Here is a 14,903-nt window from a genome sequence, read left to right on the forward strand (position 1 = left end):
CACGCTCATAATAATCTCAAAATAAAAACGTAACACAAGACAGACAAATGAAGAAGTTTCTGATTTCACTGCTCCTCATGCTTCCGCTCATCCTCCCCGCACAGGCTCAGCAGAAGATCGGTATCGTCAATACCACTGCCATCATGGAGGCTCTCCCCGACGTCAAGACCGCTACGGCCAAGATCCAGGACCTCGCTAAGCAGTACGATGCTGAGATCAAGCGTATGCAGGACGAGCTCAAGACCAAGCTTGAGGCCTATCAGAAGGAAGAAGCGACCATGACCGAGGTCATCAAGAAGCGTCGCCAGCAGGAGCTACAGGAGATGGAGGCTCGCATACAGAATAGCTACCAGATGATGCAGGAAGAGGTACAGAAGGAGCACGAGAAGCTCATGGCTCCTATCCGCACCAAGGTCACTACCGCCATCAGCAAGGTCTGCGAAGCTCAGGGATGTGCCTATATCCTCGAGTCCAGTGCACTGCTCGCCACCGGTAGCTCTGCCCTAGACCTCACCCAGGCCGTCAAGGATGCCCTAGGTATCAAGGCTGGTGCAGCTACCACTGCTGCTCCTAAGGCTACCACGGGTAAGAAGTAATCACCTCCTAGCCCGAACAACGGCGCCCCCTCCCGACCTAGTCCTCCGAGGCTAGGTCAGACAAGCGAAGGCTATATCCGCATCCTGCAGATATAGCCTTCGCTCATTATACCCCCTCCCCAAGCCAGTATATATGCCCCGTACCAAATCAGTGTATATGCCCCGCACCAAGTCGCATAGCCGAGCCTTCTCCCACCCCTCTTTCCACCCCTTGCTTTAGCGACATATCACGTCCCCAAAGCCAACGACTACCAGCCTCAAGGCCAGCCACCTAGGACTTCTTAGTAGGGGGTAGTATAGATGAGGTAAAAGTAGTACCTTTGCAAAAGAGAATAATACCCTCGCCACACAAATACACACTCAAAATGAAACGAGTACTCTTCAACCTGACGGTCTTGCTACTCATCGCCCTCATCATCCGTGTGGGCTACCTTGCCACCACTATGCAGCCTGGAGAAGTCCTCCGCATGCAGAGTAACTCCCCCCTCCCCACGACAGAGGAACGTATGCCCTCATATTCTCGTTCCGACAGTCTCAGCACGGACTCTGTACATCTCTATTCGCAGCGTCAAGATGCCTCGAGGGGTGCCTTTTGGTTTGGCATCCGCTAAGGGGTAGACACCTACCCTTCATCTACATCTAGTTAGCCCCTTCACCGAGGGGCTAGCTTTTTCTCGCTCCAGAGGCGAGCCCCGCCAGCACAAGTAGCTAGGCATCCTATCTCTGCGGAGATAGCACAACCCATCTAATGACCAAAGCGGGCACAGCCCACACACCGCCCAAAGCAGAGGTGAGAAGCCCTAACTAAGCCCCCTCTCTCCGCACTCCTTACTCCCCACACATAATACACCCCGAAGAGGCCACGTAATCTTCACCCCAATCACCTATGTAAGGTGACGGAGACGCTCATACCGAGAGCGCACTCACGCTCTCGGTATGAGCGCTGATGTCCTCTCGGTATGCACGCAGACCCGTTCTCGGCATGTACGCTAATTCCCCATCGCCCAGCATGATACAAAGGGAGTTGGATGAGAATGGGGAATTCCTCCACCTCGTGGGATCGCACTGCACACCCCATCAGGGTGGTGATAGCCCCTAGGGCTGACGCATGAACTCACTTTAGTGCGAGGGCAAGGTCGCCAAGGAGCATACGCCGAAGATAGAAGTATCTATCTCCTAGGCTAGATATGCCAAGCGAATACCTCCTACCTAAGAGGGATGAGTGTACACGTGTGTACACAACTGTATACCCACGTGTACACTACTGTATACACGCGTGTACACAAGTGCGCTCTAAGTATATCCTCTCCAGAGCTCGCTTGTATGTCTGTTTCTTGGCTATAATACGTAGGATCTCTAGGGATGGGCTAAGATTCCCTGAGATATGAACTAATATCCCCGAAGATCCAAAGGCTGGAGTGTGCGAGAGAGATCATGCGTCAGCCCTATGATAGCCCCCCACTTGGGGGCTCACTGCGCCCCTACTTGTGATATTATGCCACACTGGCAGGGGGAAGACTGAGCCCCCTATTAGCCCACTACCTCCGACCTTGCAGGCTAGGATGGAGTGGACACAAGTGCTTGTGCGGATGTTGCGTTAAAACGGAAAGTCCCTACGGCATTCAGAGAGGACGCCGTAGGGACTTCGTACCTTGACTGAAGCTGTCACACGGCATACCTTTCCCTTGGTCTTTTATACCTCGGTGATCAGTCGTACATTTGCGTACAACATCCCGCCTATATGAAGCTGACTCCTCCCATCCCCAGCCACGGACAGACACAGCCCCAAGCCCCCCTCGCTGTACAAAGCGTACCCTCGTAGGTCTCACCAAAGAGCGAATTCACAGGAATGGGGCTCGGACTCTGCTCTCTGTAAAGCCAATAACAAACAGAATATAAGCTCAAGCAATACCCAAAGGAGGTATCAGCCCGCAGTCTCCCGCCCCTACTTAACGGAGAGCCCCCTATCCTCCCCTACGAACAAATAGAATACGAACGCAGATGATGTCGCTATTTCTACCTCTTACTCTCGTCCTGCTCCTACTATCGCTTTTCCTTAAATGGAATGAAGCAAAGATCAAGGGGCGGATCGGCGAGAAGCGTGTCTCCTCTGTCCTATCTACCCTCCCTGATGGCTACTTCCCGTTTGATAACGTACTCCTCCGAGACAGTGGCAGATCCACACAGATCGACCACGTCGTCGTGTCTCCCTACGGCATCTTCGTCATCGAGACGAAGAACTACAAGGGCTGGATCTATGGGAAAAGGCATGCTGAGTACTGGACACAAAATATATACGGGACGAAGTTTCCCCTGCGCAACCCAGTCAGACAGAACTATGCCCATACCAGAGCACTACAGGAGCTACTAGGGATACCTCTCAATCGGTTCGTTCAGATCGTGGTCTTCCTCGATAGGGCTGAGCTAAAGGGGTATATGGATGAACGTGTGGTGTACCTGAGCCAGCTACGGGAATTCATCTTGAGCCACTCAACGGAAAGGCTAACGACCGAAGAAGTGGCCTCATTTAGGGACCTTATCCACACCAGTGATGTCCGAGGGTCGAAAGCAGCGAAGCGACATATCCTATACGTTCGGGCAAGGGTGCAGGAGCGACAGCGACTGATCGAGAGCCGTATTTGCCCGAGATGTGGAGGGCAACTGCTCGTCCGCCAAGGGCCATATAGCTCCTTCCTGGGCTGTAGCAACTACCCACGCTGTCGCTTCACTGCCTCCGACTCGGGGCACTGATCTCACTACGGCGCAAGAGTTGCCAGCGAAGACTTATACACGCTGGAGCTCATACATGTAGCCCCGATGGCGTCCTTGGGATGCCATCGGGGCTACTTGTGTGCGAGAGCGGGATCGTAGTGACCTCGCCTTAGAGTGGGATATTGACCTTGGCGGGAAAGACTCTCTTGGGGTCACCGAAGCGGGCTATGGCCTCCGCCATCACCCCCTTGCTGGGCTTCAAGATACCAGAGAATACCTCCCGTCCATTATGCCGAACCACTACGGGCTTAGTGAAGTCCACTTCGTCGATATAGAGCGTCAGTGTACCCTGTGCTGTCCCGTGGAGGAGCTTGCTCTTGACCTCGAAGGTATTGCCCTCATGCTGCACATCTAGGTGTAGACGGGCATCCCCACTGTGCTTCACCTTACCGAAGCCCAGATAATAGACACCATCGGAGAAGCCATCATCTATATTGTAGTAGGTATAGCTGATGTGCTTGGGGTAGGTGCGTCGCTTGTGCTGAGCCAGCCATGGAGTCATCGTCAGATAGGGGATCGTATGCCCGTGGTCAGGGATGATATTGCTCTCGTGGATGAAGTCTCCGGGGTTCGCCTTCGCTAGCTCATCGAGCTTGTCCCGCCAGTCCCTAGCGTTGAGGCTACGATCATACTCGTAGTCACGTGCACCGACGTCGAAGCGCAGGGCTACATTGCGCAGGTTCTCTGCTAGGTCAAGGTGTTCAATAGCCGCAGCCAAGGGACCAATGGCAGCGAAGTAGTCGGGCATATAGAGAGCTAGGCGAAAGGCTCCATATCCCCCCTCGGATATACCCGTGAGATAGACTCTATCGGGGTCGGCATCCCCTCGGAGCACAGCCACCTGATAGGCTCGGCGGAAGGCTGCACGCTGCGGAGCGTAGTGCCACCGTCCCTTGCGATCGTCCGCCATACGGGGGACGAAGTACAGAGCTGGACGATTGGGGTAGCTATCGGTGAAGGACATGAGGGTGTACCACTCCTGCTCGTTGATCTCCGAGGTCCAGGGGCCTGGCTCATTGGGGTAACGTCCTCCGCCGTGCAGGTTGATGAAGAAGGGGTATCCCCCCTCGGGCTTAGTCCCCTTGGCGAAGAGGTGGAGCTGCATCCTCTCCCCTCCCGGAAGCTCCCAGACGAGTGCACGAGGGGCATTGAGTGCCCAGTCGCTCTCGCCGAGTCGCTCCTCATTGGCTCGCCGCCAGAGCGACCACAGGTGCACCCGCTGAGCCTCATAGTCCGAGCTAGGCACGTAGTCCTGATAGCTAGCCCTAGGGGCATCCTGAGGACTCACGACGTCTATCTGCTGACGTAGGTAGCTGACAAGTGCCTCATCCCCTACAGTGGAGGGCTCGGGGCTAGGTGTAGCCTGACGGCACCCGACGAGGGTGAGGGCGAGGAGAGAGAGGGCGAGAGCCGAGTGGCTGACTCGGCTCCCGCCTCTGGTGGCATAGCTATGCATGGTAGGACGCATCACCTATTGCTCCTCGAAGCGACTAGCCTTGTCGGCTGACCACTGCCACTTCTCCAGGAAGCTCTTCGTCTTGCCCTTGCCTACACGGATGACGCACTTGCGTACCCCAGCCTGCTCCCACACGACCGAGCCAAAGGGATCGAGGAGCTGCCCCTTGCTCCCCCGCTGTAGGGCGGGTGCGTCCCCGAGGAAGGTGATACGCTCCAGCTGGGCACATTGGTCGAAGGCCTGAGTCTGTAGCTCCGTCACCCCAGCGGGGATCTCGATGGTACGCAGGCTCTGGCAGAAGTAGAAGCAACGGGCAGGGATGACCTTGATCTTGCTGGGGAGGTTGATGGTCTCCATCTTCTTGTTGTTCCAGAAGGCCTCAGGTAGGATCTCCTCCACCGACTCGGGGAGGATAATCTTCTTGACCCGCTCATTGAAGAGCGCCCCACCGAAGATGCGGAGCTTGTCCCCAGGGAAGACGATCTCCTCGGCACGGGTGTAGCTGAACCACCCCGTGGGGATACGTCTCAGCGTCGCCGGGGCAATGATCTTCTTCAGGCTCTTATTGTCCTTGAGCCCGTACTCATCGTCGGTTATCCCGAGGGCGACACGGCTCAGGTCTACCTCCTCGAGCTTCTGCAGGCTGTAACGGATGAAGTCACAGTCGTCCTGATTGATCGCTCCAGAGGTGAGGAGCAGGATACGGATCTTCGATAGGTCCTTCCCCTTGAGTGCAGCCTCTAGTCCCCCAGCCTGGGGGACAGCGACCCGTACCTCACCCTCACGTAGGGCAGGGAGGACTTCCTTGGGGTTAGGGTCGGTGGGGTTAGCCGGATTATTAGGCTTCTTCGTGGCGCCCGAATGGCCATTAGTATTCTCTTCCTTCTTGGGCTTTGGCTCAGTCTTGCTACAGGCAAGGATCGTCGAGCCAACTAGGATCGCCATGCTACAGAGGGCGATTAGCTTCTTGTAGTTCATAGTGGTATATCTGAGTGAGGATAATAGATGATGACCGCACAGCCCCCTCTTCTATCACGGAGGCTAGAGAGGAGGGCTGTGCGAGGATCGTGGATAGGTAATGCTCGTCTCTTATTCGGCCTCGACGAACCACTTAGCACTCCGAGCCTTAGGTCCCCAGCCTAGAGCCTTGAGGTAGTCGGCCTTCGTCCCCTTAGGTACGGTGATCTTAGGCTCTAGAGACGTGAAGTCGTAGCCCTCGAAGGCATTTTCATCTAGCTCGTTGGCGGTGAACTTCGGGGCGGGGCAGAGGAAGACGATTTCCTTGAGCTTGGCACATCCAGCGAAGACATTGTCCTTGATCTCCTTGACACTCGCTGGGATCGTGAGCTTGACTAGGCGACGACAGCCCTTGAAGGCTCCCACGGGGATCACCTTAAGGTTCGTCGGCAGGGTGATGCTCTCATAGTTGCTCCCTGCGAAGGCTTCCCCGCCGAGCTCCTCGACCGAGCTGGGCAGGACGATGCTCTTGAGCTTCTCGTTGTAGGTCGCCCCGCCGAAGTACTTGAGCTTGCCCTCGGGGAGGATGATCTCCTCGGCGAGGGTATTGGAGAGCCAATTCTTCTCCGTCCGCTCGAGGCTCGTTGGGACGGTGATCTTGCGAAGTGAGCTATTATTGTAGAAGCCCTTGTCCTCGCTCCCGAGGCTGAGGGCAGCGTCACGGAGGTCGATCTCCGTTATCTTGAGGCTCTTGGTCACGAAGTCGAGGTCTGCCTGGTTCAGAGTCCCAGAGAGGACGACGAGTTTGGTGAGCTTCGCCAGGTCTTCACCCTTGAGGGCGGCCTCTAGTCCACCCGGAGTGGGGACAGCGACACGGGCTTCGCCGGGCACCTTGGGAGTCTCGGGCTTGACAACAGGTGGTTTCTCTGGGGTAGGCTTGGGTTGAGGAGTCTCCTTGGCGCAGGAGGTCACGAGTATCCCAGCGACTGCGAGGCAGCCAAGGACAACTATTCTCTGAAGTCTCATCTTGCTTATAACTTAGAATTACAGTTGGGTAAAGGACAGGGTGACATCACCCTAAAATCGTCGCAAAGATAGAGCCATTCGGGGACTAGGACACCCCTCCCCTCGCACCTACACATTTGTAGGGATAGCGCACGAAGTCCCTAACTAACAGCTTATTGCCCCTACTCTACACGTACGAATAGCCCTCTAGGGCGAGAGAATAACGGAGGAAAATACATAATAGTAGGTAGAGGCGGGCAGACGAGGATCATCGTGTGGGCGGTAGCTCCTCTGGTGGGCTAGACGAGGCTTCTTGACCCCACTCCTAACATCCTCTGTATCAATGCTACCGAGAGAGCCTCAACGCTCTTACCGAGAGCGCACTTGCGCTCTCGGTAAGAGCGTCCCCATCACCTTACATAGGTGATGGAAGCGATCATTATAGGAGCGCAAAGGCGCTCTAAGTATAGTCATCTCACCCCTCTTGGGAAGCCCCTCACAGAAGCCGTTCGGAGCCCCCCTGACGGCTAAGGCCACCGCCCCCGCTCTGCTCCGCCCTTGTCTGCCCCTCGCTCCCATCGCTAGTCCTCCCGAGGGCTAAAGGTGGCCAACCCTACTCCACCACACTACCAGCCCCTCGCTCCCATCGCTAGTCCTCCCAAGGGTTAAAGGTGGCCAACCCTACTCCACCTCCCTACCAGCCCCTCACTCCCGTCGCTAGCCCCCGAGGGTTCATCGGCTAGACGGGCTGAAGGGCTAGCCCGAGCCCCTCGGGGAAGAGCTCTGGGCGGGGGAGGAGGGTCATTTGGGGTAGTTGAGTTATTTTTGCAGTTGCATCTTGCCCTACTCCTTGCGCTCCATACTCACCTCGGAGCGGGAGCAGCATGGGATGCAAAGCGACAAACAATGAGCAAGCCATATACATATTATACAGAGTCCCCCATGCACCCTACCCTACTCGGTCGTCTGAGAAGGGCTGGCACAGGACTACTCCTGCTGTGCCTCGTCAGCCTCGTCCTGAGCGCATGCCGAGAGCAGCGACGAGCAGACGGACGGGTGGCTATCACGACGACCATCGCCCCTGCAGCCTCGCTCATTCAGGAGATCGGGGGCGACCTCGTCTCCGTCACCACACTCCTCCCCAAGGGTAATAACCCCGAGAACTACGAGCCTACCCCCCGGGATATACAAGCCCTCTCGGAGAGTAAGGGCTACTTCTATATCGGAGACCTCGGCTTCGAGCGTAGTTGGATCGATCGAATCCACACCCTACAGCCCGAGCTCCCCCTCCTACGCTTAGACGGCGAGCTCGCCTCGGCGCCCCATGGGCACAGCCACGATGGGCTCGTGCACGACCCACACTACTGGACGAGCCTCAGGGGCCTTAGGGCGATGACCCAGTCGATCCTCTCCGGACTCTCCGCTGTGGACAGCACGCACCGAGCCCAGTATGTGGAGGGGGCGACACGACTAGGCCGAGGACTCGATAGCCTAGAGGGAGCACTGAGGACACAGCTCCAGAGCCTACCCTCCCGGAGCTTCGTGATCTATCACCCCTCCCTCTCGGAGTTCGCCAGCGAATGGTCGCTAGAGCAACTCGTCCTAGAGGAGGACGGCAAGGAGCCCTCGCCCACTCACCTCGAGCAGGTCATCCGTCGTGCACGGGCAGCAGGGGTACGGGTGGTCTTTGTGCAAAAGGAGTTTGAGAGCAAGCTCGTACACAGCATTGCCTCCGAGCTGGGGGCTCAGACCTATGAGATCAATCCCCTAGATGGAGATTGGCGAGGGGAGCTCCTTCGGATAGCCCGTGCGCTCTCCGGGGCTACACAGTCCACACCCCAAGGGGGCACACCGGAGACAGTCCAGTCCACTACCCAAGGGACGACGCAGGGAGCGACACCATCCTCTACCCAGAGCCCAGCAGCCCTAGGCGAAGGTCTCCCCACGAACCCCACGCGAGAGAGCCGATGAGTACGATCCTACGACTAGAGGATGCTCGCATTGGCTATGCCGACACCCTCGTGCTAGAGCACCTGAACTGGAGTATACAGCGGGGCGAACACTGGGCCATCACCGGCCCGAACGGATGCGGGAAGACGACCCTCATGCGCACCCTCCTACGACTGATCCCCCTACGTGGAGGGCGACTAAGCTACTTCGACGCTGCGGGACGGGAGACGAATGCCCTCGTGACGAGCTACCTCCCGCAGATCAACCAGATCGACCGACACTTCCCCATACGTGTCTGGGAGGTCATCGACTCGGGGCTCCCTCAGGGGATGCGGGATGCCGAGACCCGTCGTCGGGAACAGCGGGCACTCGCAGAGGCTGTCGGCGTGGAGGAGTACCTCGACCAACCCATCGGACGGCTCAGCGGAGGACAGCTCCAGCGCACCCTGCTGGCACGAGCACTTGCCTCCCAGCCCGAGCTCCTGATCCTCGATGAACCCCTGAGCTTCCTAGACCGAGCCTACAAGCAGAGCTTCCAGAGGCTCCTAGAGGAGCTCGTCCCCCAGGAGGCTACCCTACTCGTCGTCACCCACGATATGACCTCGGGGGCAGCGGGCGAATGGAAGGAACTCCAGCTAGGCCAAGACTAATCTGCGTATGACGAAGACCCGAACCCGACTACTCCTCCTCTCTCTGCTGATCCTGCTCCCCACCCTAGGTCAGGGGCTCCGTGCCCAGCCCCTAGGGACGGACACCGTGCCCAGCACGCGGCAGGTGGCTGACAGGCTCCTACTACGGGGTGTAGTGAAGTCCCTACCCATCATCTCGGCGGGTCTCCTACAGACGCTAAACAATAGGTACGTGCGCGAGCTCCGCTTCGCCTACTACCCTCGCTTCCGTCACCACTACGACGACTACCTGCAGTTTGCCCCCTTGGCGGGACAGCTGGGCCTTCGCCTCGTAGGGGTACGTGGGGTGACCGAGTCCCCACTGCAGATGGTCACCGCCGACGCACTGGCCTCACTCTCGATGCTAGCGATCACCTCGGCGATCAAGTACACGGCTCGTGTAGAGCGCCCAGATGGGTCTTCGCGCAACTCCTTCCCCTCGGGGCATACGGCGATGGCCTTTACCTCTGCCGAGCTCCTCAGTATCGAGTACGGGGAGCGCTACCCCTGGATACGTCCCATCGGCTATGCCGTGGCCTCGGCTACCGGGGTCGGACGACTCCTGAATAACCGCCACTGGGTCGGCGACGTCCTCACGGGGGCTGGACTGGGGATCCTATCGGCACATATCGGCTACTGGGCTTCGGACAGGCTCTTCGGACGAAGCCGTCGGCAGAGAGACACGGTGGCTGCCTACCCCACGAGGACGCTCCTCTACCTACCCATCGGGGCAAGTACCCGCTACACGGGTCAGCGGTCGGAGTGGTACTCGGCGAGCCGAGTCCTTGGGCTCGGGGTGGAGCATACCCCCACAGGGTGGCCACTCTACCTACAGGCCGAGGCTCAGCTCACCCTAGAGCATATCTATCGTAGGGCCCAGGTAGCCGTAGAGCCCAGTGCAGAGACTCGAGCCCTACGCCTCAGCCTAGGTGTGGGGCATAGCTTCGCCCTATGGTATGACCTCGGGGTGAACGTCACGGCACGGGGCTCGCTCAGCGGTCTGCAGACGGGGCGAGTACTACACCCCACGGAGCTCGCCTCGGTCTCTGTCCCCCGCTTAGCCCTAGGAATGGGGCTGGAGGTCACCCCCCACTGGCGGTTTACCCGCCACCTTGGCCTACGAGTGCCCTGTGGGGTGGACTACGTCCCCTCGGGGATCGAACTAAAGCCTTTGGGAAGTGATGCAACCCGTCTCAGGGGCATCACCTATCATATAGCCACCTCCCTAGAGGTACATTTCTAGCGAGGTCTTACTAACATTCATTTATTGCTATGTTTTGGTATTACTTAATGCCCGTGATCTTCGTCTTGGGGATCCTCGGGATCGCATTCGAGGAGCAGATCAAGGTCAATAAGACGGCGACCGCCCTACTGACCAGTGTCCTGCTCTGGGCCATCCTCCTGATCAATACAAGTATTGCCTCGGGGACGGAGGGCTTCAGAGAGTACCTCAGGCACGCCCAGCTCATGACAGGAGAGCATGGTGTGTCGGACTACCTCTCGTTCAAGCTCAACGAGCACCTAGGAGATGTGTCCGGTACCCTCTTCTTCGTCCTATGCTCGATGATCCTCGTCAGCACGATCGATAGCTACGGGGGCTTCAAGTCTGTCGCTCGGATCGTGGCCACGACGAACAAGCGTCACCTGCTGTGGCGTGTCGCTCTGGCCTCGTTCTTCTTCTCGGCCTTCTTGGACAACCTCGCCGCCTCGATCGTCATCATCGCCGTCCTGCGCAAGCTCGTGCCTGACACGACCGACCGGATGAAGTACGCCTGTATGTGTGTCATCGCTTGTAACGCTGGGGGCTCGTGGTCACCGATCGGGGATGTCACGACCCTGCTGCTGTGGAATAGCGGACGGATCACACCTTACTATCAGATCTTTCACCTCATCATCCCCGCTCTAGTTAGCCTCGTGGTCTCGACGCTCCTGGCGCACTTCCTCCTCTTCAAGAAAGACGTCAAGCTCCGCCAGCTCCCCGATGTGCCCGAGGATGAGCTGTACGATATCCTGCCTCTGAGGGCTCGTGTGACGGTCTTCCTCTTGGGGATCCTATCGCTGATGCTGGTACCTATCTGGCAGACGTTCTTCGACGTACCCGCCTTCATGGGGGTGATCTTCGGGCTAGTCTTGGTATGGATCTACACCGAGATCATGTTCTCGGCGCACAAGAAGCGTCTGCGTGAGGCCACGACCCTACGGATGACGCAGCAGCTGAACAACGCCGACCTAACCACCATCTTCTACTTCCTCGGGATCCTGATGTCGGTAGCGGCACTGATCGAGGGTGGGCAACTGCTCGCCGCCTCGGGCAAGGTCTCGGAGCTCATCCCTAGCACGGGTATCCTAGCTCTGCTGACGGGGGCACTATCCTCCGTGCTAGACAACGTAGCTCTGGTGGCAGCGGTACTGGGGATGTTTCCCATGGATGCTAGTGGCGCCCTCTCGCCGTTTATGCTCAACGGCTCCTTCTGGGTCTTCCTCGCCTACTGTGCGGTGACGGGGGGTAGCCTACTGATCATCGGTTCGGCCACAGGGGTGACGGTGATGGGGTTGGAGAATATCAGCTTCGGCTACTACCTCAAGCGGTTTAGCCTGCTCGCCCTAGCGGGCTACCTCGCTGGCGCCCTCGTCTTCCAGCTACAGTCACTCATCTTCTAAAGGGGGCTCACGCCACCCTAAGGGGCAAAAAGCTCCCTACAGCATACGCCCTGGAGCACCTAGCTAAGGTGCCCCAGGGCGTATGTCGTGTGGGGGGGGGAGGGAATTCTAAGGAGATGTTTAGCACCGAGAAACAAACAAAAGGGAAGGAGGGGGCTGCTCGCCGAAGAGCCAGAGCATCGGGCTACTAAAGCTTGACGATCAGCCCCAGAGTCGGGAGTACGAGCTTGCTGTAGTAGTCTAGCTTCCGTAGCTGATGTCGCTGGGGATCGGTGGGGTCATCCATAACACGACCCGCAGTATCGAGGTTGGTATAGATAGGGGCACTGACCGAGCGGCTCAGATAGGCATTCTGTATATCGACGTAGAGGTTGAGCATCCAGTGCTTGAAGTAGAACTCCTTGTCGAGGCGCAGGTCGAGCTGGTGCTTATCGGGCAGTCTCAGCGTATTGAAGCGTTCGTAGTCCGGATAGGCACGATGTGTGACAGCCCAAGCGTCTTTATTTGTCGATAGCTCCATATCAATCGGGGTATAGGGTGCTCCACCGATGTAGCGCCAGCGTGCCGAGAGGAACCAGCTCTTACCCAGACGATAGCTCACTAGGAGGTTGAGCATCTGCCTCGTATCCCATGACGAAGGGCGATAGATGCCAGCTAGGTCAGTAAACTCGCTCCTAAACATGGTATAGGTAGCCGTCGCAGAGAGCTGGTGCCAAGGCATCAAGCGGGCTACGACCTCCACACCATAGGCTCGACCTAGCCCCTTAGACAGAACGGCTTCATCCCCTACCTGCCCGTAGTCCGTACCCTTACTGGCTAGGCTCACCCCCTCTCGCTGAGAGATCGGGTAGCCACTGTAGGCCTTGTAGAATCCCTCGGCCGAGAAGCGAAGGTAGTCGCCTGGGTGGTACTCAGCCCCGAGCACGGCTTGGTTCGACATGATGTAGCATAGACGCTCCTTGTTCACATAGCTCCCGTCCGAGGCTCGGTAGCCCATGGTCGTGTAGGAGGGTTGCATGGCGTAGCGTCCGAGGTTCGCATTTAGGTCGATATCATCCGTTAGGGCAAACGAAGCCGAGAAGCGTGGTGATAGCTGGGGGAGGGGGTTGCTCATTGTGGAGTTGAGTGTATTGCCCACGAGATTGACCCCGAGCGAGAGCTTGAGCCTCTGGTTTAGGTATTCGTCCGATGCCTGAGCAAAGGCTGAGTAGGCGAAGAGCTTGACACGGGCATCATACGAGACGGGCACGATACGCCCCGACTGGTATATGAGCCTCTCGGCATCGTTGCTATAGTCGGCGTAGCGGAGGCCAGCCCCGAAGCTGAGCTTGAAGGGGAGGCTCGTGTACATACGCTCGTAGCGTAGCTTGTTCTCCGTCTCATCAGACTGATACTCCGAGAGCTTGCCCTGAGCGGGGTCGTTACCTTGATACTTCACACCACCATTGCGTAGCATATTGCGGCTAAGCATCCAGCTATCTACATGCCCTCTGCCATAGTGCTTGTAGACGGCACCGATTGTGTAGTTCCACTGCTTGTACTCGGGGAGATAGCTCAGGATATACCGCTGTACCTCTGTACCCGTGGTCTGGAGCTGGCTGTTTAGTCGCATATTGTCGATCGCCCCAATAGCCAGGATAGATAGTTCGTTGTGCGGATCGAAGCGATACTTATACTTGAGCTGGAAGTCGTTGTAGGTCGGGAGGAAGGGTAGCTTAATGGCCTTGAAGAGCCACTGCAGGTAGGACTGACGAGCCGACACGATGATCGACGACTTGCGCCCCAGTGGCCCCTCTATGGTGAGAGCGGCATCGGAGGCACCAACCGACGCCTTGACGTGCATGCGGTCTGTGTCACCGTCTCGCTGCTTGATCTCCATCACGGAGCTTAGCGCATTGGTTCGACTTGCAGGGAAAGCACCCGTATAGAAGTTGATCTCTCGGACAAAGTCCGGGTTAATCATCCCCATGCCTCCCCCCGAGGCACCCTGTGTAGCGAAGTGATTGATCACGGGGATCTCGATACCATCTAGGTAAAAGACATTCTCCGAAGGCCCCCCACCACGCACGATCAGGTCATTGCGATTAGGGTCTGTAGCCCCGACACCAGGCAGTGTCTGCACGAGCTTCGAGACATCTCTATTGGCTCCTGCACTCTTCTCGATCTGCTTGAGGCCGAGTGTCTGGATAGAGAGTGGACTCTCGGCTCGCTTGAGGAGTCTATTGGGACGGATAAGTACCTCGGCTAGGCTCGTTGAGGTCTCGTTTAAGGCGATGTCAATAAAGCTCGTTTGGTTACCGAGGACGTGAACTTCCGAGGAAATCGTCGTCTCGTACCCGAGCATATTCACCACGAGGCGGACGAAGCCTGGCTGAACGCTAGGGATAGTGAAGCGACCCAGCGAATCAGTGGTCGCTCCTTGGGTTGTACCTTGGATTCGCACTGTGGCAAACTCTAGGGGATCATGACTTGTCGCACTATATACCTGTCCTTTGATTGTTCCTTGCTGTGCGAAGAGTGTCGTTGTGGAGAGCACTAGAGCCAGCAAGGCGTAGTATAACCTTATCATTTCATTTTTCAATTTATGCACACGACCTGCAGACACTCACAGAGCATACCGAGGCCTACTATTGGGAGGGCTATAGATGGGCGCACTACACCCATAGCCTATCGAGCGTCCAAGCTGTACCTACCTGCTGCTCCTCTCGCATCGTTACCTATATGTGAGGGAGACCAGTGACTATACTATAGCTTAGTGTATAAAGGTACAACTATATTCACATCTCTCCCCCCACACACATTGCCTATCGCCCTCAAATCGACCCCAATACGCCATGA

At 57.2% G+C, this 14,903-nt stretch carries 11 protein-coding genes; 7 read left to right on the top strand and 4 right to left on the bottom strand.

Going from position 1 to position 14,903, the window contains the following annotated elements:
- Positions 1 to 47 precede the first annotated feature (47 nt).
- From QZ170_RS01735 to QZ170_RS01745, 3 genes are all read left to right on the top strand, one after another.
- Positions 48 to 596, top strand: coding sequence for an OmpH family outer membrane protein (locus QZ170_RS01735; protein ID WP_297176255.1), 549 nt, complete (start codon positions 48 to 50; stop codon positions 594 to 596).
- Positions 597 to 961: 365 nt separating this feature from the next.
- Positions 962 to 1,207, top strand: a complete 246-nt coding sequence (locus QZ170_RS01740; RefSeq protein ID WP_297176257.1) for a hypothetical protein — start codon at positions 962 to 964, stop codon at positions 1,205 to 1,207.
- Between the two features lie 1,390 nt (positions 1,208 to 2,597).
- Positions 2,598 to 3,347, top strand: a complete 750-nt coding sequence (locus tag QZ170_RS01745; RefSeq protein WP_297176259.1) for an NERD domain-containing protein — start codon at positions 2,598 to 2,600, stop codon at positions 3,345 to 3,347.
- A gap of 130 nt (positions 3,348 to 3,477) precedes the next feature.
- On the opposite strand, the gene QZ170_RS01750 is transcribed toward QZ170_RS01745, so the two are convergent.
- From QZ170_RS01750 to QZ170_RS01760, 3 genes are all read right to left on the bottom strand, one after another.
- Positions 3,478 to 4,836, bottom strand: coding sequence for a hypothetical protein (locus QZ170_RS01750; protein ID WP_297176297.1), 1,359 nt, complete (start codon positions 4,834 to 4,836; stop codon positions 3,478 to 3,480).
- A 3-nt stretch (positions 4,837 to 4,839) separates the two neighbouring features.
- Entirely contained in the window at positions 4,840 to 5,802 is a 963-nt protein-coding gene (locus QZ170_RS01755; protein WP_297176260.1) for a leucine-rich repeat domain-containing protein, read from the bottom strand.
- 111 nt (positions 5,803 to 5,913) lie between these two features.
- The gene (locus tag QZ170_RS01760; protein ID WP_297176262.1) at positions 5,914 to 6,807 is read right to left on the bottom strand and encodes a leucine-rich repeat domain-containing protein; all 894 of its coding nucleotides are present in this window, start codon (positions 6,805 to 6,807) and stop codon (positions 5,914 to 5,916) included.
- 885 nt (positions 6,808 to 7,692) lie between these two features.
- Between QZ170_RS01760 and QZ170_RS01765 the strand changes: the two genes are divergently transcribed.
- Genes QZ170_RS01765 through nhaD form a run of 4 tightly spaced genes read left to right on the top strand, consistent with a single transcriptional unit; the run spans position 7,693 to position 12,065 of the window.
- Positions 7,693 to 8,757 (top strand): zinc ABC transporter substrate-binding protein, encoded by a 1,065-nt coding sequence (locus QZ170_RS01765; RefSeq protein WP_297176264.1) that lies wholly within the window; start codon positions 7,693 to 7,695, stop codon positions 8,755 to 8,757.
- Positions 8,754 to 9,386 (top strand): ATP-binding cassette domain-containing protein, encoded by a 633-nt coding sequence (locus tag QZ170_RS01770; RefSeq protein ID WP_297176266.1) that lies wholly within the window; start codon positions 8,754 to 8,756, stop codon positions 9,384 to 9,386. Before QZ170_RS01765 ends, QZ170_RS01770 begins: the two co-directional genes overlap by 4 nt.
- 7 nt (positions 9,387 to 9,393) lie before the next feature.
- The gene (locus tag QZ170_RS01775; RefSeq protein WP_297176268.1) at positions 9,394 to 10,647 is read left to right on the top strand and encodes a phosphatase PAP2 family protein; all 1,254 of its coding nucleotides are present in this window, start codon (positions 9,394 to 9,396) and stop codon (positions 10,645 to 10,647) included.
- Between the two features lie 29 nt (positions 10,648 to 10,676).
- Positions 10,677 to 12,065: a sodium:proton antiporter NhaD gene (gene nhaD / locus QZ170_RS01780; RefSeq protein WP_297176270.1), complete on the top strand. Its 1,389-nt coding sequence runs from the start codon at positions 10,677 to 10,679 to the stop codon at positions 12,063 to 12,065.
- Positions 12,066 to 12,252: 187 nt separating this feature from the next.
- Here the strand turns inward: nhaD and QZ170_RS01785 are convergent, their stop codons facing one another.
- A complete protein-coding gene (locus tag QZ170_RS01785) occupies positions 12,253 to 14,634 on the bottom strand; it encodes a TonB-dependent receptor (RefSeq protein ID WP_297176271.1) in 2,382 nt (793 codons plus the stop codon).
- Positions 14,635 to 14,903 lie beyond the last annotated feature (269 nt).

The sequence above is a fragment of the uncultured Porphyromonas sp. genome (assembly GCF_905372525.1).
GTDB lineage: Bacteria > Bacteroidota > Bacteroidia > Bacteroidales > Porphyromonadaceae > Porphyromonas.